17 protein-coding genes are annotated in these 19,741 nt (G+C 61.0%); 3 read left to right on the forward strand and 14 right to left on the reverse strand.

All coding sequences use genetic code 11. The features are described 5' to 3' along the window. Positions 1-4: 4 nt before the first annotated feature. The 5 genes from tpiA to rlmE form a co-directional block, all read right to left on the reverse strand. Positions 5-760 (reverse strand): triose-phosphate isomerase, encoded by a 756-nt coding sequence (gene tpiA / locus ACE4QZ_RS23560; protein WP_021784327.1) that lies wholly within the window; start codon positions 758-760, stop codon positions 5-7. A gap of 65 nt (positions 761-825) precedes the next feature. Then, complete coding sequence (gene glmM / locus ACE4QZ_RS23565) at positions 826-2,166, reverse strand: phosphoglucosamine mutase (protein ID WP_021784328.1); 1,341 nt, start codon at positions 2,164-2,166, stop codon at positions 826-828. A gap of 16 nt (positions 2,167-2,182) precedes the next feature. Then, entirely contained in the window at positions 2,183-3,034 is an 852-nt protein-coding gene (gene folP / locus ACE4QZ_RS23570) for a dihydropteroate synthase (protein ID WP_021784329.1), read from the reverse strand. Positions 3,035-3,042: 8 nt separating this feature from the next. Continuing rightward, a complete protein-coding gene (ftsH, locus tag ACE4QZ_RS23575; protein WP_021784330.1) occupies positions 3,043-4,947 on the reverse strand; it encodes an ATP-dependent zinc metalloprotease FtsH in 1,905 nt (634 codons plus the stop codon). A 206-nt stretch (positions 4,948-5,153) separates the two neighbouring features. Then, positions 5,154-5,777, reverse strand: a complete 624-nt coding sequence (rlmE, locus tag ACE4QZ_RS23580; RefSeq protein ID WP_021784331.1) for a 23S rRNA (uridine(2552)-2'-O)-methyltransferase RlmE — start codon at positions 5,775-5,777, stop codon at positions 5,154-5,156. 102 nt (positions 5,778-5,879) lie between these two features. Between rlmE and yhbY the strand changes: the two genes are divergently transcribed. Continuing rightward, positions 5,880-6,188, forward strand: a complete 309-nt coding sequence (yhbY, locus tag ACE4QZ_RS23585; protein ID WP_003249945.1) for a ribosome assembly RNA-binding protein YhbY — start codon at positions 5,880-5,882, stop codon at positions 6,186-6,188. Positions 6,189-6,200: 12 nt separating this feature from the next. Here yhbY and ACE4QZ_RS23590 read toward each other — a convergent pair whose 3' ends face one another. The 8 genes from ACE4QZ_RS23590 to grpE form a co-directional block, all read right to left on the reverse strand. Continuing rightward, a complete protein-coding gene (locus ACE4QZ_RS23590; RefSeq protein ID WP_028697604.1) occupies positions 6,201-6,650 on the reverse strand; it encodes a hypothetical protein in 450 nt (149 codons plus the stop codon). Continuing rightward, positions 6,628-7,110 carry a transcription elongation factor GreA gene (greA, locus tag ACE4QZ_RS23595; RefSeq protein ID WP_013974292.1) on the reverse strand — a complete coding sequence of 161 codons (483 nt, stop codon included), beginning with the start codon at positions 7,108-7,110 and terminating at the stop codon, positions 6,628-6,630. The genes ACE4QZ_RS23590 and greA overlap by 23 nt, the downstream gene beginning before the upstream one ends. Further along, a complete protein-coding gene (gene carB / locus ACE4QZ_RS23600; protein ID WP_028697606.1) occupies positions 7,107-10,328 on the reverse strand; it encodes a carbamoyl-phosphate synthase large subunit in 3,222 nt (1,073 codons plus the stop codon). Before carB ends, greA begins: the two co-directional genes overlap by 4 nt. 105 nt (positions 10,329-10,433) lie before the next feature. Further along, positions 10,434-11,570 carry a glutamine-hydrolyzing carbamoyl-phosphate synthase small subunit gene (gene carA, locus ACE4QZ_RS23605; protein ID WP_003249935.1) on the reverse strand — a complete coding sequence of 379 codons (1,137 nt, stop codon included), beginning with the start codon at positions 11,568-11,570 and terminating at the stop codon, positions 10,434-10,436. 327 nt (positions 11,571-11,897) lie between these two features. Beyond that, entirely contained in the window at positions 11,898-12,701 is an 804-nt protein-coding gene (gene dapB, locus ACE4QZ_RS23610) for a 4-hydroxy-tetrahydrodipicolinate reductase (protein ID WP_003249933.1), read from the reverse strand. Positions 12,702-12,714: 13 nt separating this feature from the next. After that, on the reverse strand, positions 12,715-13,842 hold the full coding sequence (dnaJ, locus tag ACE4QZ_RS23615) for a molecular chaperone DnaJ (protein WP_028697608.1): 1,128 nt from the start codon (positions 13,840-13,842) through the stop codon (positions 12,715-12,717). A gap of 197 nt (positions 13,843-14,039) precedes the next feature. Beyond that, positions 14,040-15,965, reverse strand: coding sequence for a molecular chaperone DnaK (dnaK, locus tag ACE4QZ_RS23620; protein WP_003249929.1), 1,926 nt, complete (start codon positions 15,963-15,965; stop codon positions 14,040-14,042). 101 nt (positions 15,966-16,066) lie between these two features. Then, positions 16,067-16,624, reverse strand: coding sequence for a nucleotide exchange factor GrpE (grpE, locus tag ACE4QZ_RS23625; RefSeq protein ID WP_010955367.1), 558 nt, complete (start codon positions 16,622-16,624; stop codon positions 16,067-16,069). 192 nt (positions 16,625-16,816) lie between these two features. Here grpE and recN point away from each other — a divergent pair, with 192 nt between their 5' ends. After that, a complete protein-coding gene (gene recN / locus ACE4QZ_RS23630; protein WP_028697609.1) occupies positions 16,817-18,490 on the forward strand; it encodes a DNA repair protein RecN in 1,674 nt (557 codons plus the stop codon). Positions 18,491-18,679: 189 nt separating this feature from the next. Here recN and fur read toward each other — a convergent pair whose 3' ends face one another. Beyond that, positions 18,680-19,084, reverse strand: a complete 405-nt coding sequence (gene fur, locus ACE4QZ_RS23635; RefSeq protein WP_003249922.1) for a ferric iron uptake transcriptional regulator — start codon at positions 19,082-19,084, stop codon at positions 18,680-18,682. Positions 19,085-19,181: 97 nt separating this feature from the next. Between fur and ACE4QZ_RS23640 the strand changes: the two genes are divergently transcribed. Continuing rightward, a complete protein-coding gene (locus ACE4QZ_RS23640) occupies positions 19,182-19,718 on the forward strand; it encodes an outer membrane protein assembly factor BamE (protein ID WP_028697610.1) in 537 nt (178 codons plus the stop codon). Positions 19,719-19,741 lie beyond the last annotated feature (23 nt).

A 19,741-nucleotide genomic window follows, 5' to 3' on the forward strand; every position in this document is an offset into this window, starting at 1 on the left:
TTGTTCAGTTTCCTGCGGCGCGACAAATTGCACCGAATTCGTCTGCGTTCAGGGAAGCCCCACCAATGAGCCCCCCATCGATATCCGGCATGCCGAACAGTTCGGCCGCATTGGCCGCCTTCACGCTGCCGCCGTATAGCAACTGCACCTTCGCAGCCACTTCAGCATCTTCTGCCGCCAACTGGCTGCGGATGGCTGCGTGCACATCCTGAGCCTGCTGCGGCGTGGCCGTAAGGCCTGTACCGATGGCCCATACAGGCTCATAGGCAATTACTGCATCGGCAAAAGCCTTAACACCGAATGCTTCGATGATACTGCTTAGTTGACGCCCGACAACTTCGAGCGTCTTGCCAGCTTCGCGCTCTTCAAGGGTTTCCCCTATGCAAAGCACTGGTTTCAAGCCTTTGGCCTGGGCCGCTGCAAACTTGCGATTGAGCACTTCGTCGGTTTCACCAATGATCTGGCGACGTTCCGAATGACCAATCAACACCAACTTGCAACCTGCTTCAACCAGCTGCTCGGGAGCAACTTCCCCGGTCAGCGCACCCTGTTCGGGTTGTACAGCAGAATTCTGTGCGCCGACAGTAATTTCTTTACCTGCCAGCCCATCGATCACTTGATTGATGAACAAGGACGGTGGAAATACGGCGACTTCCACTCCGCTCGGCAAGGCGAGATTGCTCAAGCCTTTGGTCAGCTCAGCGACGCTAGCGCGGGTACCGTGCATCTTCCAGTTACCAGCTACCATAGGGCGACGCATGCTTTACCTCGTCGGTCAAAGTGGGCGCAGATCTTACCCAACCAGATCTGCGCTGGCAAGCGCCTTCAGACACAAACTTCGCTGACCAGTTTGGCCAGCGCTTCAGCATGGGCCCGCACCTGGCTTTCGTCTTCGCCCTCAACCATGACCCGCACCAACGGCTCGGTACCGGACTTGCGCAACAGCACACGACCACGCCCCGCCAGCGCTTCGGTAACCTTGGCACTGGCTTCCTTGACGGCGGGATGCTCCAGCGGGTCGACCTTGCTGGCGCCAAAGCGCACATTGATCAGCACCTGCGGACACTTGCGCAGTGCCTGACGGGCCTGAGCCAGGGTTTCGCCACGGCGCTTGAGCGCCATCAGCACCTGCAGCGCGGCAATGATCGCGTCGCCGGTGGTGGTGTGATTGCAGCACACGACGTGACCGGAGTTTTCACCGCCGACCAGCCATTGACGCTCCAACAGCTCGGCCATGACGTAACGGTCGCCGACCTTGGCCCGCACAAACGGGATGTCCAGGTCCTTGAGCGCCAGCTCCAGACCAAGGTTGCTCATCAGCGTACCGACCACCCCGCCCTGCAGCTTGCCATGCTCCTGCAGGTCGCGAGCAATGATGAACAGCAGCTCGTCACCGTCGACGATGGCACCCGTGTGGTCGACCATCAGCACGCGATCGCCGTCACCGTCAAAGGCAATGCCGAGATCGGCATGCCCGACCAGTACAGCGGCCTGCAGCGATTCGATGTGTGTCGAGCCGCAACCTTCGTTGATGTTCAGGCCGTCCGGTTGCGCATGCAGCACGGTCACGTCGGCACCCAGCTCACGGAATACGCTGGGCGCAACCTTGTAGGTAGCACCATGGGCGCAGTCGACCACCAGCTTGAGGCCATCGAAGCTGGTGCTGCTCGGCACGCTGCTCTTGCAGAATTCGATGTAGCGGCCGGCGGCATCATTGATACGCGAAACCTTGCCCAGCTTGCCCGACTCGACAACGGTCATCGGTTGGTCGAGCAGTTCCTCGATCATCAGTTCGACCTCGTCCGGCAGCTTGGTGCCCTGGCCCGAGAAGAACTTGATGCCGTTGTCATCGTGTGGGTTGTGCGAGGCACTGATGACGATGCCGGCTTCTGCGTGGAAGGTGCGCGTGAGATAAGCGATGGCCGGTGTCGGCATCGGCCCGAGCAGCAGCACATCGGCACCTGCTGCGGACAAGCCGGCTTCGAGTGCGGACTCGAACATGTAGCCGGAGATACGCGTGTCCTTGCCCACCAGCACGCGGCAATGGCCTTGCTTGCGGAAGGCCATGCCGGCCGCCCAGCCGAGCTTCAGCATGAATTCAGGCGTGATCGGGTATTCCCCGACGCGGCCACGAATGCCGTCGGTACCAAAGTATTTTCTGCTCATAGGGACTCCAATATTCTTATTCGGCGTTTTGCACTGCAGCGATCATGCGCACCACATCGACGGTTTCAGCCACGTCATGTACACGAAGGATGCTCGCCCCCTTGGTCATGGCCAACGCCGCCAGCGCAAGGCTGCCGTACAAGCGCTCGCCGACCGGACGTTCCAGCGTCAGGCCGATCATGCTCTTTCGTGAAACGCCCACCAGCAGTGGGCGCCCAAGGCGATAGAGCGCTTCCATGTGCTTGAACAGGCTCAGATTGTGCGCCAGTGTCTTGGCGAAACCGAAGCCCGGGTCAAGGATGATTCTGTCCGCGTCGATGCCCGCTGCTGCGCAGGCGGCCATCCGCTGTTCAAGATAACGCGTGACGTCAGCGGTCACGTCCTGGTAATGCGGATCATCCTGCATGTTACCTGGCTCGCCACGCATGTGCATGAGGCACACCGGCAGACCGGTGTCCGCTGCAGCGTCCAGGGCGCCATCGCGCTCCAGGGCCCGAACGTCGTTGATCAGCCCGGCACCAAGGCGTGCAGCTTCGCGCATGACGGCAGGTGTGGAGGTATCGACCGAAATGACCACATCGAGGCGACTGTTGATGGCCTCGACCATTGGCGCCACACGCTCCAGCTCCTCGGTGACCGACACTGCACGCGCACCCGGGCGCGTGGACTCGCCACCGATGTCGATCAGCGTTGCACCGGCGGCAAGCATGGCCTCGGCATGGCGCAGGGCCTCGTCGCGCTGACTGAAGCGACCACCGTCGGAGAAGGAATCGGGGGTGATATTGAGAATACCCATGACATGGGTATGCGACAAATCAAGAACCCGGTTGCCGCAAGGCAACCGGGTCGGGTACTGCACTGAGCTCATAGATGCCCTTAGTGTTCTGCCGCTGGGCCGCCGATTGGCGATTCCGGACGATCATCCTGGGCAGCAGGCGTGCCCGAGTGCTTGTCGTCGTCCCAATCACGCGGTTCACGTGGTGTGCGCCCAGCCATGATGTCGTCAATCTGATCGGCATCGATGGTTTCATACTTCATCAGCGCTTCGGTCATTGCCTCGAGCTTGTCGCGGTTGTCGATCAGCAACTGCTTGGCAGTGGCATAGCACTGATCGATGATGCTGCGCACCTCGGAGTCGATCAGTTTGGCAGTCTCGCCGGACACACTGGCATGCTGGCTGCCAGCACTACGGCCGAGGAACACCTCGCCCTCTTCCTCTGCATACATCAGCGGGCCGAGCTTCTCGGACAGGCCCCATTTGGTCACCATGTTACGAGCGAGCTGGCTGGCACGCATGATGTCGTTGGACGCGCCGGTGGTCACGCCATCGAAGCCCAAGGTCATCTCCTCGGCGATACGGCCGCCATACAGCGAGCAGATCTGGCTGATCAGCGCACGCTTGGACAGGCTGTAGCGGTCTTCTTCCGGGAGGAACATGGTCACACCCAAGGCACGACCACGCGGGATGATCGAAACCTTGTAGACCGGGTCGTGCTCAGGCACCAGGCGACCGACAATGGCGTGGCCGGCCTCGTGATAGGCGGTGTTTCTCTTTTCCTTTTCGGACATGACCATGGTCTTGCGCTCGGCGCCCATCATGATCTTGTCCTTGGCCAGCTCGAACTCCTTCATTTCGACCAGGCGCTTGTTGGAACGCGCGGCAAACAGCGAAGCCTCGTTGACCAGGTTGGCCAGGTCGGCGCCGGAGAAGCCTGGGGTACCACGTGCGATGACCGCCGGGTTGACGTTCTCGCCGATCGGCACCTTGCGCATGTGCACCTTGAGGATCTGCTCACGGCCACGGATGTCCGGCAGGCCAACCACCACCTGGCGGTCGAAGCGGCCCGGGCGCAGCAGCGCCGGGTCGAGCACATCCGGACGGTTGGTAGCGGCGATGACGATGATGCCATCGTTCATCTCGAAGCCGTCCATCTCCACCAGCAACTGGTTGAGGGTTTGTTCACGCTCGTCGTGACCGCCGCCCATGCCGGCGCCACGATGGCGACCAACGGCGTCGATTTCGTCGATGAAGATGATGCACGGGGCATGCTTCTTGGCCTGCTCGAACATGTCGCGGACACGGCTGGCACCGACACCCACGAACATTTCCACGAAGTCCGAACCGGAAATGGTGAAGAACGGCACTTTCGCTTCGCCCGCAATGGCCTTGGCCAGCAGGGTCTTACCGGTACCGGGCGGGCCAACCATCAGCACACCGCGCGGGATACGGCCACCCAGACGCTGGAATTTGCCCGGATCGCGCAGGAACTCGACCAGCTCGCCAACCTCTTCCTTGGCCTCGTCGCAGCCGGCAACGTCAGCCAGGGTGGTCTTGACCTGGTCTTCGGACAGCAGGCGAGCCTTGCTCTTGCCGAAGCTCATCGGCCCGCCCTTGCCGCCCGCACCACCTTGCATCTGGCGCATGAAGAACATGAATACGGCAATGATCACCAGGATCGGGAAGCTCGCCACCAGCAACTGCGTCCAGATGCTCTGTTGCTCAGGCTGCTTGCCTTCGACGACCACGTGGTTGTCGACCAGATCGCCGATCAGGCCATTGTCGGTGATGGCCGGGCGCACAGTCTTGAAGTTGTCGCCATCGGTGCGCTTGCCAGTAATGATGTAGCCATCGACGGTCACACGCTCGACCTTGCCATCCTTGACCTGCTGGATGAAGTCGGAGTAGTTGAGGGTCTGCGGCTCGTTAGGGCTGGAGAAGTTGTTCATCACTGTCACCAGGACAGCTGCGATGATCAACCACAGGATCAGATTCTTTGCCATGTCGTTCAATTAGCTACCCTCTGAGGCCGGCGCACGACGCAGCCGTGCCTCGCATGATATTCATCGCCCTAACTTACTACATTACCTACGCAGCCGCAGGCACCGTCTGTAACCCTTTGTGAAAGCTAGACTACACGAAGTTCGGACGATCCTGACGCAGCGGCCGATTGGAATTAACTATCGACCACCCCGCTTCACACCTTTCATTACCCTTTGAAGCCCCTGCCCAACAGGTATTGCTCCCGGGAACGGTCCCGCGACGACGACGGCTTGCGCATTTGCACCTTGTCGAACTTGCTGCGCACGTCCTTCAGGTACACGTCAAAACCTTCGCCCTGGAAAATCTTGATCAGGAAGTCGCCCCCGGGCTTGAGTACACGGGTCGCCAGATCGAGGGCCAACTCGCAGAGGAACATGGCACGCGGAATGTCTACCGCGGGCGTACCACTCATATTGGGGGCCATGTCGGAAATCACAAGGTCTACATGCGAATCGCCGACCGCTTCGAGAATGCGCTGCAGCACTTCGTCCTGGGTGAAGTCCCCCTGAATGAAGGTCACGTCGGCGATCGCGTCCATTTCCAGAATGTCCGAAGCGATCAGCCGACCTTGGCCACCAATCAGACGACTGGTCACCTGGGACCAGCCACCAGGGGCCGCGCCGAGATCGATCACGCTCATGCCTGGGCGGATAAGGCGGTCCTTCTCCTGGATCTCCAGCAGTTTGTAGCTCGCACGCGAGCGATAGCCATCCTTCTGCGCCTGCTTCACAAAAGGGTCGTTGAAATGCTCTCGCAGCCAGTTTGCGCTGCTTTTGGAACGTTGTACCACGGGGCACCTCGATGATATGCGTCGTGATTGACTGGGCGGAGCCGGTGGCCCTCGGGTAAAATGCCGGTCAATTTTACAGAATCAGACGGAAAGGGTCAGATTATGCCGCTCAATAACGAGCAGAAGAAGCAATACAAGTCCATTGGTCATGACCTGAAGCCGGTCCTGATCGTTGCTGGCAACGGTTTGAATGAAGGCGTCATCGCCGAACTGGAGCGCGCGCTGGTCGACCATGAGCTGATCAAGGTCGAGATTCGCTCGGAAGACCGCGAGGAACGCGCCGAAACCATCGCCGAGCTGTGCAAGGCCGGCCGCGCCGAGCTGGTGCAGACCATCGGCAAGAAAGCCCTGATCTACCGCAAGAACCCACAGCCGAACAAGCAGCTGTCCAACATCCACCGTTACAAGTAACGGTAGCTCCGATCAGTGGCGCGGTGAACGCGCCCTGACCGGTACCGGCTGGGCCACCAGCACGATGCCGGAAAAACCCAGCACCAGGAAGCAGAACATCTGCCAGCGCTCACCCACGGAAATACCGTAGCGCAAGGTGTAATACCCCACGCAGGCACCGAAGCCGAGCAACAGCATCTGGCCGCGGAACTGCCGCCACCAGGCAGCCAGGCCGTCCACCCTCGCCAGCACCGCCAGCTGAGTCAACAAGCCAAGCATCGCCACGCCGATCAACCAGCGGTCGATCTGCCCGGCAACATCCTGCACCAGCAGCGGCGCCAGGCCACTGACCTTGAGCGCAGGCACCAGCCCCACATGGAACACCCACAGGCCACCGACCCAGAAAACCTGGGCCAGCTGCCAGAGGATCCCCTCAAGGGATGGCGCCCGCAGGCGCCGGTCAGATGTGCTTGACTTCGACAATCTCGTACTCGACCGTGCCGCTAGGCGTCTTGACGACGACAGTATCACCTTCTTCCTTGCCGATGATGGCACGGGCAATGGGTGCGCCACTCGACAGCTTGCCCTGCTTCACGTCGGCTTCATCCTCGCCAACGATCTGGTAGGACACCTCTTCATCGGTTTCGGTGTTGGCCAGTACCACGGTGGTACCGAAAATCACCTTGCCGGTGTGAGGGATAGTGGTCACATCGATGACCACCGAGTTCTGCAGACGGCCTTCGATGTCACGGATACGCGCTTCGACCATGCCCTGCTCCTCACGGGCTGCATGATATTCAGCGTTTTCCTTGAGGTCACCCAGCTCACGTGCCTCACCAATGGCCTGACTCAGGCGCGGGCGCTCGGTCTTGCTCAGAAACAGGTGTTCCTCTTCCAGGGCGCGAGCGCCCTGGACGGTCATCGGGTATTTGGTAATGCTCATGCTTTCAGTCCTGCATGCAGATCTTGCAAGCGACGAACGGTCTTTTCCGGACCGAATTTCAGCGCTTCGCAGATGGCTTCACCAGCCGCAATGGTAGTGGTGCAGTAGATCTTGTGCTGCAACGCATTGCGACGAATCGAGTAAGAGTCGGCGATCGACTGGCGACCTTCGGTGGTATTGATGATCAGCGACACTTCGTCGTTCTTGATCATGTCGACCACGTGTGGGCGACCTTCGGTCACTTTGTTCACACGGCGCACTTTCAGGCCAGCCGCCTCGATAACCTTGGCGGTACCGGCAGTGGCAACCACTTCGAAGCCCAGGGCGATCAGGTCGCGGGCAACGCCAGCCACTTGTGGCTTGTCGTCGTCACGCACGCTGATGAACGCAGTACCACCGGTCGGCAGCACTTCGCTTGCACCCATCTGGGCCTTGGCGAAGGCTTCACCGAAGCTGTCACCGACACCCATCACTTCACCGGTCGATTTCATCTCAGGGCCGAGGATCGGGTCAACCCCTGGGAACTTGGCGAACGGGAAGACGGCTTCCTTGACGCTGTAGAAGTTCGGGATGATTTCCTGGGTGAAGCCCAGCTCTTTCAAGGTTTTACCCGCCATGACACGGGCTGCGATCATCGCCAGGGACGTGCCGATGCACTTGGACACGAACGGTACGGTACGCGAGGCACGCGGGTTGACTTCGATCACGTAGATCTTGTCGCCCTGCAGGGCCAGCTGCACGTTCATCAGGCCGACCACGCCCAGCTCCAGGGCCATTTTCTTGACCTGAACGCGGACTTCGTCCTGCACTTCCTTGCTCAGCGAGTAAGGTGGCAGCGAGCACGCCGAGTCACCGGAGTGAACACCGGCCTGTTCGATGTGCTGCATGATTGCGCCGATGACCACGTCGGTGCCGTCGCACACCGCATCCACGTCCATCTCGATGGCGCAGTTGAGGAAGTGGTCGAGCAGTACCGGGCTGTCGTTCGACACTTGTACTGCTTCACGCAGGTAGCGCTTGAGCTCGTCCAGTTCGTAGACGATCTCCATGGCACGGCCGCCCAGTACGTAGGACGGACGCACGACCAGCGGATAGCCGATGCTGCCCGCAGCACGGATGGCTTCTTCTTCGCTGCGCACGGTAGCGTTTGGCGGCTGCAGCAGGCTCAGGCGCTGAACCATCTGCTGGAAGCGCTCACGGTCTTCGGCGCGGTCGATGGCGTCAGGGCTGGTACCGATGATCGGCACGCCAGCTTCTTCCAGAGCGCGGGCCAGCTTCAGCGGGGTCTGGCCGCCGTAGTGAACGATCACGCCCTTCGGCTTCTCGACGCGGCAGACTTCCAGCACGTCTTCCAGGGTCAGCGGCTCGAAGTACAGGCGGTCGGAAGTGTCGTAGTCGGTGGAGACGGTTTCCGGGTTGCAGTTGACCATGATGGTCTCGTAACCGTCTTCACGCAGCGCCAGGGCTGCGTGTACGCAGCAGTAGTCGAACTCGATACCCTGGCCGATACGGTTAGGGCCGCCACCCAGGATCATGATCTTGTCGCGGGTCGACGGGTTGGCCTCGCACTCTTCCTCGTAGGTGGAGTACAGGTAGGCGGTGTCGGTGGCGAACTCGGCGGCGCAGGTGTCGACGCGCTTGTACACCGGGAACACTTCCAGCTTGTGGCGGTGGCGGCGCAGGTTCTTGTCGGTGATACCCAGCAGTACTGCCAGACGCTGGTCCGAGAAGCCCTTGCGCTTGAGGCGCAGCATGTAGTCCTTGTCGATCGACGACAAAGCCAGGGTCTTGACCTTCTCTTCTTCCTTGATCAGGTCTTCCATCTGCACCAGGAACCACATGTCGATGCCGGTCAGATTGAAGATTTCTTCGCAGGTCATGCCCGAACGCATGGCGTCAGCCACGTACCAGATACGCTCGGCACCCGGCACGGTCAGTTCGCGCTTGAGGATGCTGGCGGCTTCCGGGCTGGCCAGGTCGACTTTCGGGTCGAGGCCGCAGGCGCCGACTTCCAGACCGCGCAGGGCTTTCTGCAGGGATTCCTGGAAAGTACGGCCGATGGCCATGACTTCACCCACGGATTTCATCTGGGTGGTCAGGCGAGCGTCGGCTTTCGGGAATTTCTCGAAGGCAAAACGTGGCAGCTTGGTGACGACATAGTCGATCGACGGCTCGAAGGACGCCGGGGTGCGACCGCCAGTGATATCGTTCTGCAGCTCGTCGAGGGTGTAACCAATGGCCAGCTTGGCGGCGATCTTGGCGATCGGGAAGCCGGTGGCCTTGGAGGCCAGGGCGGACGAACGCGATACGCGCGGGTTCATCTCGATGACGACCATGCGGCCGGTGTTCGGGCAAATGCCGAACTGGACGTTGGAACCGCCGGTTTCCACACCGATTTCACGCAGCACCGCCAGCGAGGCGTTGCGCATGATCTGGTATTCCTTGTCGGTCAGGGTCTGTGCCGGGGCAACAGTGATCGAGTCACCGGTGTGCACACCCATCGGGTCGAAGTTCTCGATCGAGCAGACGATGATGCAGTTGTCCTTTTTGTCGCGGACCACTTCCATCTCGTACTCTTTCCAGCCGATCAGCGACTCGTCGATCAGCAGCTCTTTGGTCGGTGACAGGTCCAGACCGCGGGTGCAGATTTCTTCGAACTCTTCACGGTTGTACGCGATACCGCCGCCGGTGCCGCCCATGGTGAACGACGGGCGAATGATGCAGGGGAAGCCAAGCTTCTCGAGGACCGCATTGGCCTCTTCCATGCTGTGGGCGATACCGGAGCGCGGGCATTCCAGGCCGATGTCCTTCATCGCCTTGTCGAAGCGCGAGCGGTCTTCAGCCTTGTCGATGGTGTCGGCGTTGGCACCGATCATCTCTACGCCGAACTTCTCCAGAACGCCGTGGCGCTCCAGGTCCAGGGCGCAGTTCAGTGCGGTCTGGCCACCCATGGTCGGCAAAACGGCGTCCGGGCGCTCTTTTTCGATGATCTTGGCCACCGACTGCCACTTGATCGGCTCGATGTAGGTGGCGTCGGCCATGGCCGGGTCGGTCATGATGGTGGCTGGGTTGGAGTTCACCAGGATGACGCGGAAACCTTCCTCGCGCAGGGCTTTACAGGCCTGGGCGCCGGAGTAGTCGAATTCGCAGGCCTGGCCGATCACGATCGGGCCAGCGCCGAGAATCAGGATGCTTTTGATGTCTGTACGTTTTGGCATGGTGGTCACTCAAATCCGGGGTCAGTCGGCAAGCCGCTTTGAACAATCTGGGTCAGGCGCTTCCGGGCGCGGCAGATGCCGGCCCGGGGCCTTGAAGCAGGATGCTCAGCGGCGCTTGGCCATGGCATCGGTGAAACGATCGAACAGAGGCGCGACGTCGGTCGGGCCTGGGCTCGCTTCAGGGTGGCCCTGGAAGCTGAACGCGCTCTTGTCGGTACGCTCGATACCCTGCAGGGTGCCGTCGAACAGCGACTTGTGAATGGCGCGAACGTTACCCGGCAGGGTCGCTTCGTCAACGGCAAAACCGTGGTTCTGGCTGGTGATCATGACCACGCCGGTATCCAGGTCCTGGACCGGGTGGTTGGCACCGTGGTGGCCGTGGCCCATTTTCACGGTCTTGGCACCGGAGGCCAGGGCCAGCAGCTGGTGGCCGAGGCAGATGCCGAATACCGGAATCTCGGTTTCGAGGATTTCCTTGATCGCCTGGATCGCGTAGTCGCACGGCTCGGGGTCACCAGGGCCGTTGGACAGGAACACGCCGTCCGGGTTGAGTGCCAGCACTTCGCTGGCCGGGGTCTGGGCTGGCACCACGGTCACGCGGCAGCCACGGGCTACCAGCATGCGCAGGATATTCAGCTTGACGCCGTAGTCGAAGGCAACCACGTGGTACGGCAGGTCGGCAGCGTCGATGGTCGGGTGGCTGTCGGTTTTCAGCTCCCACACACTGGAGCGCCACTCGTAACGCTCCTTGGTGGAGACGACCTTGGCCAGGTCCATGCCCTTAAGGCCCGGGAAGCCGCGGGCAGCAGCGATGGCGGCTTCTTCGCTGATGTTGTCACCCGCCAGAATGCAGCCGTTCTGGGCGCCCTTTTCACGCAGGATACGGGTCAGGCGACGAGTGTCGATGCCGGCGATGGCGACGACGTTGTTGGCCTTGAGGTACTCAGGCAGCGACTGGGTGTTGCGCCAGTTGCTGGCCAGCAGCGGCAGGTCACGGATGACCAGGCCAGCGGACCAGACGCGGTTCGACTCGGCGTCTTCCGGGGTAGTGCCGGTGTTGCCGATGTGCGGGTAGGTCAGGGTAACGATTTGCTGCGCGTAGGAAGGGTCTGTAAGGATTTCCTGGTAGCCGGTCATAGCGGTGTTGAATACCACCTCACCAACGGTCTGACCGTCGGCACCGATGGCTTCACCGCGGAAAATACTGCCGTCGGCAAGGGCGAGTATGGCTGGCTTTGTCAAGAAGACCTCCCGTAAATCAAGCATGAAAGGGCGATCGCAGGTTGCAAAAAAGCGGAGTGACGTATGGACACGTCACCCCGCTTTCATGTGCTGAATTCAATTCGCTGCGCGCTTTTAGTGGACACACTAAAGCTGTAGCTTACAGAAAAGTGTGTTTTCGGTCTACCGCGGATGTGCCTCTAAAACACATCAATGCGACAGACTGACATCTGTGTTGGCTTCTTCGCAGGCTCGCCCGCTCCCACAGGCCCACCACAAGCCACAAGACCCGCGCAATACCTGTGGGAGCGGGCAAGCCCGCGAAGCAGCCAGCACCGCCAGAACGGCTCAACGCAGCTCGAGCACATCCTGCATGTCGTACAGCCCCGGCTCGCGCCCATCCAGCCACAGCGCCGCACGCACGGCACCCTTGGCGAAGGTCATGCGGCTGGAGGCCTTGTGGGTGATTTCCAGGCGCTCGCCTTCGGCAGCGAACAATACGGTGTGATCGCCCACCACATCGCCGGCACGCACGGTAGCGAAACCGATGGTTTTGCGATCCCGCGCGCCGGTCTGCCCTTCACGGCCATACACGGCCACTTCCTGCAGATCACGGCCCAGCGCATTGGCAACCACTTCACCCATGCGCAGTGCAGTGCCCGACGGGGCATCGACCTTGTGCCGGTGGTGCGCCTCGATGATTTCGATATCGACATCATCACCCAGCACCCGCGCAGCCATATCCAGCAGCTTGAGGCTAAGGTTGACACCCACGCTGAAGTTGGCGGCGAACACGATTGGAATGTCCTTGCCAGCCTCAGCCAACAGCTGCTTCTCTTCGACTGTAAAACCGGTCGTGCCGATGATCATCGCCTTGCCGTGCTTGCGGCAGAACGCCAGGTTTTTCAGGGTCACCGAGGGGTGAGTGAAATCGATCAGCACATCGAACTCGTCGGCAACCTTGGCCAGGTCGTCGGACAACAGCACGCCAATTCGGCCAAGTGCCGCCAGCTCTCCGGCATCAGCCCCGACCAACGAGCTGTCAGGGCGATCGATCGCCGCGGTCAGCCCCGCACCTGGGGTTTGTTGCACGGCTTCGATGAGGGTTTTGCCCATCCGCCCCGCCGCGCCCATCACTGCAATACGTCGCATAACCTGTTCCTTGTCAGAGATCGCCGAAGAAGCGCTTCACACCATCGAACCAGCCGCTGGCCTTGGGCGAGTGGGAACTGTCGCCTTCCAGCGAATCACGCAGCTCTTCGAGCAGCTCGCGCTGGCGACGGCTGAGGTTGACCGGGGTTTCTACGGCCACACGGCACAGCAGGTCACCCGCACCACCGCCACGCACCGGGGCAACACCCTTGCCACGCAGACGGAACTGCTTACCGGTCTGGGTGCCTTCCGGAATCCTCAGCTTCACGCGACCATCCAGGGTCGGCACTTCCAGTTCGCCGCCCAGGGCAGCATCGGTGTAGCTGATCGGCACTTCACAGTACAGGTGCTTGCCATCACGCTGGAAGATTTCGTGCTCACGCACGCTGATCACCACGTACAGGTCGCCAGTCGGGCCACCATGAGTACCCGCCTCGCCCTCACCCGACAGACGGATGCGGTCGCCAGTATCGACACCTGCTGGCACCTTGACCGACAGCGTCTTGTACTCCTCGACACGCCCCTCACCGTGGCACGAAGTGCACGGGTCGGTAATGATCTTGCCTTGGCCATGGCAGCGCGGGCAGGTCTGCTGCACCGAGAAGAAGCCTTGCTGCATGCGCACCTGACCGATGCCGCCGCAAGTCGGGCAGGTCGACGGGGTCGAACCCTTCTTGGCACCGGAACCGTCGCAAGGCTGGCAGTTGACCAGGGTAGGCACGCGGATGCTGACCGTAGTGCCACGCACCGCTTCTTCCAGGTTCAGCTCCAGGGTGTAGCGCAGGTCGCTGCCGCGCTGGGCACCGCCTCGACCACCGCCGCGGCCGCCGCCACCGAAGAAGTCGCTGAACACATCACCGAAGATGTCGGAGAAGTTGGCACCACCAAAGCCGGCACCACCGCCACCCATGCTTGGGTCGACACCCGCATGGCCATACTGGTCGAAGGCCGCACGCTTGCTCGCGTCCGACAGCACTTCGTAGGCCTCGTTGGCCTCCTTGAACTTGTCTTCCGATTCTTTATCGCCCGGGTTGCGGTCCGGGTGATACTTCATCGCCAAACGGCGGTAAGCCTTCTTGAGGTCCGATTCAGTGGCGCCGCGCTCGACACCCAGGACCTCATAATAATCACGCTTGGACATAGGTCATTTGCACCTTGTTGGGCGTCTGGCATCTGCGCCACGCCATCAGCACCCGCCCACTCCCCATAAGAGCCGCTGACAGATGCTGTAAAAATTCTCGAATTCCAGATACGCCAACGCGGGAGCAAGCCCCCGCGCGGCGACATCCTACCAGCTCACCGGCAAACGACGGTGAACTGGCCGACAACATGCAGGGATTACTGCTTGTTGTTGTCTTTCACTTCTTCGAACTCGGCGTCAACCACGTCATCGTGCTTGGCTTCCGGCTCGGCCTGCTGCGCGCCACCCTGAGGCTGTTCAGCCGACTGCTCGGCGTACATCTTCTGGGCAACCGGGGCAGAGACCTTGGACAGCTCTTCTACCTTGGCGTCGATGGCAGCCTTGTCGTCGCCTTTGACAGCGGCTTCCAGGGCAACAACGGCGGCCTCGATGGCGGTTTTCTCTTCAGCGGTAACCTTGTCACCTGCGTCAGCGACCATCTTGCGGGTCGAGTGCACCAGCGCGTCACCCTGGTTACGGGCAGCAGCCAGCTCTTCGAACTTGCGGTCTTCCTCGGCGTTGGCCTCGGCGTCACGCACCATGCGCTCGATCTCTTCGTCCGACAGGCCGGAGTTGGCCTTGATCACGATCGACTGAGTCTTGCCGGTAGCCTTGTCTTTCGCGCCTACGTGCAGGATGCCGTTGGCGTCGATGTCGAAGGTCACTTCGATTTGCGGCACGCCACGTGGTGCTGGCGGAATGTCAGCCAGGTCGAACTTGCCCAGCGACTTGTTCTGCGCAGCCTGCTTACGCTCACCCTGCAGCACGTGAATGGTCACGGCGCCCTGGTTGTCGTCGGCAGTCGAGAACACCTGCGACTTCTTGGTCGGGATGGTGGTGTTCTTCTCGATCAGCGCGGTCATCACGCCGCCCATGGTTTCGATACCCAGGGTCAGCGGGCTGACGTCCAGCAGCAGTACGTCTTTCACGTCACCGGCCAGTACCGCACCCTGGATGGCAGCGCCCATGGCAACGGCTTCGTCCGGGTTCACGTCCTTGCGCGCTTCCTTACCGAAGAAGTCGGCAACTTCTTTCTGCACCAGCGGCATGCGGGTCTGACCGCCGACCAGGATCACGTCGTCGATCTTGCTGGCGTCGATGCCGGCGTCTTTCAGGGCGATGCGGCAAGGCTCGATGGTACGCTTGACCAGGTCTTCGACCAGCGACTCCAGCTTGGCGCGGGAGATCTTCACGTTCAGGTGCTTAGGACCGGTGGCATCTGCAGTGATGTACGGCAGGTTGACGTCGGTCGACTGAGCGGACGACAGCTCGATCTTGGCTTTTTCTGCGGCTTCTTTCAGGCGCTGCAGGGCCAGAGGATCGTTCTTCAGGTCCATGCCCGACTCTTTCTTGAACTCGTCGACAAGGTAGTCGATCAGGCGCATGTCGAAGTCTTCGCCACCCAGGAAGGTGTCGCCGTTGGTAGCCAGTACTTCGAACTGGTGCTCACCGTCGACTTCGGCGATTTCGATGACCGAAACGTCGAAGGTACCACCACCCAGGTCATAAACGATGACGGTGTGGTCGCCCTTGGCCTTGTCCATGCCGTAAGCCAGTGCAGCGGCAGTCGGTTCGTTGATGATGCGTTTTACGTCCAGGCCAGCGATGCGGCCGGCGTCTTTGGTCGCCTGACGCTGGCTGTCGTTGAAGTAGGCCGGAACGGTGATGACCGCTTCGGTGACTGGCTCGCCGAGGTAGTCTTCGGCGGTCTTCTTCATTTTTTTCAGAACTTCGGCGCTGATCTGCGGCGGAGCCATTTCCTTGCCAGCAGCCTCGACCCAGGCGTCACCGTTGTTTGCCTTGACGATCTTGTACGGCACCAGCTTGATGTCTTTCTGCACGACATCTTCTTCGAAGCGGCGGCCAATCAGGCGCTTCACTGCGAACAGGGTGTTGTGCGGGTTGGTGACGGCCTGGCGCTTGGCCGACTGGCCAACCAGGATTTCGCCATCGTTGGCGTAGGCCACGATCGAAGGGGTTGTACGCGCACCTTCGGCGTTTTCGATGACTTTGACGTTACCGTTTTCCAGAATGGAGACGCACGAGTTGGTGGTCCCCAGGTCGATACCGATGATTTTACCCATGTTAACTCTCCCGAAACTTGAATTTGGTAGCAGCGACTACTTTGGCCAACTGCGGTAATACTTGAAGGCTTGACACCTAGATGGGGATGCCCGGAAGGATTTCAAGCCTTTTCATTGATCGAGGGTTGCGCCGCGCTCGGCGCCTTGCTGACCACCACCATGGCGGGGCGCAGCAGGCGGCCGTTCAGCAGGTAACCCTTCTGGAACACGTTCAGCACGCTGTTTGGCTCGACCTCGGCGTTTTCCTGCATGGCCATGGCCTGGTGGTGCTCAGGGTTGAACGGCTGGCCGTGCGGGTCGACCGCTTCAAGGTTGTAGCGCTTGAGCGTGTCCTGGAACATCTTCAGGGTCAGCTCGACACCCTCGCGGATCTGCTTGACGTGCTCATCGTCGGCACTGGAGTGAGCCAGGGCCAGCTCCAGGCTGTCGATCACCGGCAGCAAGTCGCTGGAGAACTTCTCCAGGGCGAACTTGTGGGCTTTTTCCACGTCCTGCTCGGCACGACGACGTACGTTCTGCAGGTCGGCAACGGCGCGCAGCGCCTGGTCCTTGGCTGCGGCCAGCTGTTCCTCGAGCTCCAGAACACGGGTATCAGCTGCATTGCCTGCACCGGTTTCTTCCACGTTAAGGTCTTTCTCGTTCAGCTGCTCATCAGCCATGGGGTCTCTCCTGCGCAATTTTGTGGACTGCGAGCCAGGCTCGCCTTGGATGTCGGCTATATGGGGCCGGAAAAACCAGGTTCAAGGGGCAAGGTGGTTTTCAAGGCTGCAACAGAATCTGCGAAGGGGCATTGGCAGGCCTGAAAAAAGTACTGTATAAATAACCAGACCTGACTTCCGGGAGCCGCCCCCATGCTGGTGCACCTGTCCATTCACAACTACGCCATCGTCGAGCACCTCGACCTCGAAATCGCCCGTGGCATGTCCGTCATCACCGGCGAGACCGGCGCCGGCAAATCGATCATGCTCGACGCCCTCGGCCTTGCCCTGGGCGACCGTGCCGACAGCGGCGTGGTGCGCCCCGGCACCGACAAGGCAGACATCCTGGCCACCTTCGACCTGGTGGACATTCCCGAAGCGCACGCCTGGCTGGCCGAGCGCGACCTGGACAACGAAGGCCTGTGCATCTTGCGCCGGGTGATCACCGCCGAAGGCCGCAGCCGCGGCTACATCAACGGCACGCCCTGCCCGCTCGGCGACCTCAAGGCGCTGGGCGAACTGCTGATCGATATCCACAGCCAGCACGAGCACCAGTCCCTGCTCAAGACCGACACCCACCGCCGCCTGCTGGACGAGTATGCCGGTGCCGTCGACCTGGCCCGCCAGGTCCAGCTTGCAGCCAAGCGCTGGAACCAGACCCGCCTGGAGCTGGAGCGCCTCTCCAACTCGGGCGACGAGCAGCGCGCCCGCCACCAGTTGCTCAGTTACCAGCTGGAAGAACTGGACAACCTCGGCCTGGGCGAGCACGAACTGGAGCAGCTGGAACAGGAGCACAAGAACCTGACCAGCGCCGAGGCCCTGTTCGGCATCTGCCGCCAGGTTATCGACCAATGCAGCGAGAGCGATTCGGGCAATGTGCTCAGCGCCCTCACCTCCAGCCTCAACCGCCTGGGTGCCGCCACCAACTCGCCCAAGGCGCTGAGCGAAGCGGCCAACCTGATTGCCAGCGCGCAGATTCAGGTTGAAGAAGCCGTGGGCGAGCTCAACCGCTTCCTCGACAACTTCGACGCCGACCCGATGCGCCTGCAAGCCCTGGAAGAGCGCCTGGACACCATCTATACCCTGGCGCGCAAACACCGGGTGCACCCCACCGAACTGCCCCACCTGCAACAGCAATTGATGGAAGAGCTGGAAGGCCTTAATGCCAGCGACGAGTCGATCGAGCGGCTGGGCGAAGAGCTTGGCGCCTTTGCCCAGCACTATAAAGAGAAAGCCCGTGAGCTCAGCGGCCTGCGCCAGCAAGCGGCGCAGCAGCTGGCGGGCGCGGTGGAGCAGGAAATCCAGCGTCTGGGCATGCCTGGCGGTCGCTTCTGCATAGAGCTGACACCCAACGAAGGCACAGACCTGTCACCCCATGGCCTGGAGCAGATCGAACTGCTGGTCAGTGCCAACCCGGGCCAGCCGCTCAAGGGCCTGGCAAAGGTGGCGTCGGGTGGCGAACTGTCGCGTATCAGCCTGGCGATCCAGGTCATTACCGCGCAGACCTCGCGCATTCCTACCCTGGTGTTCGACGAGGTCGACGTGGGTATTGGCGGGCCCACGGCAGAAATCGTCGGCCAATTGCTGCGGCGCCTGGGCGAGCGCGGCCAGGTACTGACCGTGACCCACCTGCCGCAGGTGGCGGCGCAGGGGCATCACCATTTGTTCGTGCACAAGGTGCGCAACAGCGACACCACCCACACCGCCGTGGCTAGCCTTGGCAAGCGTGAGCGCGTGGAAGAAGTGGCGCGGATGCTCGGCGGCATCGACCTGACCAAGGAGTCCCTGGCCCACGCACGCAAGATGGTGGTGAGCGGCAAGGCCTGAGCCTTGCTTTTCCAGGACGATTCGCGGGCACGCCCGCTCCTACAGGGTGATCACAGGGTCTGAAACCTGAGGTGTACCTGTGGGAGCGGGCGCGCCCGCGAAGAGGCCGGCACGGACAACAAATCTTTTAGCCCCAGAAAGCACAAAGGCGACCCGAAGGTCGCCTTTGCTATCCATAACGAAAAATCGTTACTTCTTCTTACGCACGTACAGGACCAGATTGTGGTCCACCAGCTCGAAGCCATGCTCGGCCACGATTTCGCGCTGGCGCTTCTCGATCTCGGCATCCATGAATTCGATGACTTCACTGGTATCCACGTTCACCATGTGGTCGTGGTGACCGCCATCGGCCAGTTCGAACACTGCATGACCGCCGTCGAAGTTGTGGCGAACCACCAGACCCGCCGCCTCGAACTGGGTCAGCACGCGATAGACGGTGGCCAGGCCTACGTCCTCGCCAGCCTCCATCAGCGCCTTGTAGACATCCTCTGCACTCATGTGACGCTGCTCGGTAGAGTCGAGCATCTGAAGGATCTTGACTCGAGGCAGGGTCACCTTGAGACCGGCTTTGCGCAATTCGCTATTTTCAACCATGGTCAGCTTTCTCGCCGATGCTGCTTCGCAGCTTCTCTTAATACGGGTATGATCGGGGTTTACGTTGTCCAGCCAAGATAGTGGAAGTCGCCCACCGATGCAAAACACCAAGCTCTTGCTAACCAGCCTCACCCTAGTGGGACTGCTCGCACTCGCCGGTTGCTCGTTTCCCGGGGTTTACAAAATCGACATCCAGCAGGGCAATGTCGTCACGCAAGACATGATAGACCAATTACGGCCGGGAATGACCCGCCGGCAAGTAAGGTTTATCATGGGCAACCCGCTGATTCAGGACACTTTCAACACCAATCGCTGGGATTACCTGTACAGCCTGCAGCCTGGTGGCGGTAAGCGCCAGCAAGAACGCATGAGTGTGTTTTTCAACGAAAGCGATCAACTGGTCAGCCTGTCTGGCGACTTCATGCCAGGCGTCAGCCGCGATCAGGAAATCCTCGGTGGCAGCAGCGACACCACCGTCAGCCCGGCCACCGAGCCAGGCCAGACCGAACAACCGGCAGCGCAGCCTGAAGAAAAACCGGCCAAGCCAGGTTCGACTGAAGAGGCCATCCAGCGCGAGATCGACACCATCGAGACCACCCCGGTCCCGACCCCCGCACCGCTGGAAACCCGCTAACCGGGAACAGCAGATGCAAAAAA

The sequence above is a fragment of the Pseudomonas sp. DCA-1 genome (assembly GCF_046523955.1).
GTDB classification, from domain to species: Bacteria; Pseudomonadota; Gammaproteobacteria; order Pseudomonadales; family Pseudomonadaceae; genus Aquipseudomonas; species Aquipseudomonas putida_Y.

Excerpts from the sequence above, each read along its gene's own strand:
- ACE4QZ_RS23640 (WP_028697610.1), top strand. The coding sequence starts at position 19,182 with ATGCAAAACACCAAGCTCTTGCTAACCAGCCTCACCCTAGTGGGACTG.
- greA (WP_013974292.1), bottom strand. The coding sequence starts at position 7,110 with ATGAGCATTACCAAATACCCGATGACCGTCCAGGGCGCTCGCGCCCTG.
- dapB (WP_003249933.1), bottom strand. The coding sequence starts at position 12,701 with ATGCGACGTATTGCAGTGATGGGCGCGGCGGGGCGGATGGGCAAAACC.
- grpE (WP_010955367.1), bottom strand. The coding sequence starts at position 16,624 with ATGGCTGATGAGCAGCTGAACGAGAAAGACCTTAACGTGGAAGAAACC.
- tpiA (WP_021784327.1), bottom strand. The coding sequence starts at position 760 with ATGCGTCGCCCTATGGTAGCTGGTAACTGGAAGATGCACGGTACCCGC.
- folP (WP_021784329.1), bottom strand. The coding sequence starts at position 3,034 with ATGAGCTCAGTGCAGTACCCGACCCGGTTGCCTTGCGGCAACCGGGTT.
- carB (WP_028697606.1), bottom strand. The coding sequence starts at position 10,328 with ATGCCAAAACGTACAGACATCAAAAGCATCCTGATTCTCGGCGCTGGC.
- yhbY (WP_003249945.1), top strand. The coding sequence starts at position 5,880 with ATGCCGCTCAATAACGAGCAGAAGAAGCAATACAAGTCCATTGGTCAT.
- dnaJ (WP_028697608.1), bottom strand. The coding sequence starts at position 13,842 with ATGTCCAAGCGTGATTATTATGAGGTCCTGGGTGTCGAGCGCGGCGCC.
- glmM (WP_021784328.1), bottom strand. The coding sequence starts at position 2,166 with ATGAGCAGAAAATACTTTGGTACCGACGGCATTCGTGGCCGCGTCGGG.
- fur (WP_003249922.1), bottom strand. The coding sequence starts at position 19,084 with ATGGTTGAAAATAGCGAATTGCGCAAAGCCGGTCTCAAGGTGACCCTG.
- recN (WP_028697609.1), top strand. The coding sequence starts at position 16,817 with ATGCTGGTGCACCTGTCCATTCACAACTACGCCATCGTCGAGCACCTC.
- ftsH (WP_021784330.1), bottom strand. The coding sequence starts at position 4,947 with ATGGCAAAGAATCTGATCCTGTGGTTGATCATCGCAGCTGTCCTGGTG.
- dnaK (WP_003249929.1), bottom strand. The coding sequence starts at position 15,965 with ATGGGTAAAATCATCGGTATCGACCTGGGGACCACCAACTCGTGCGTC.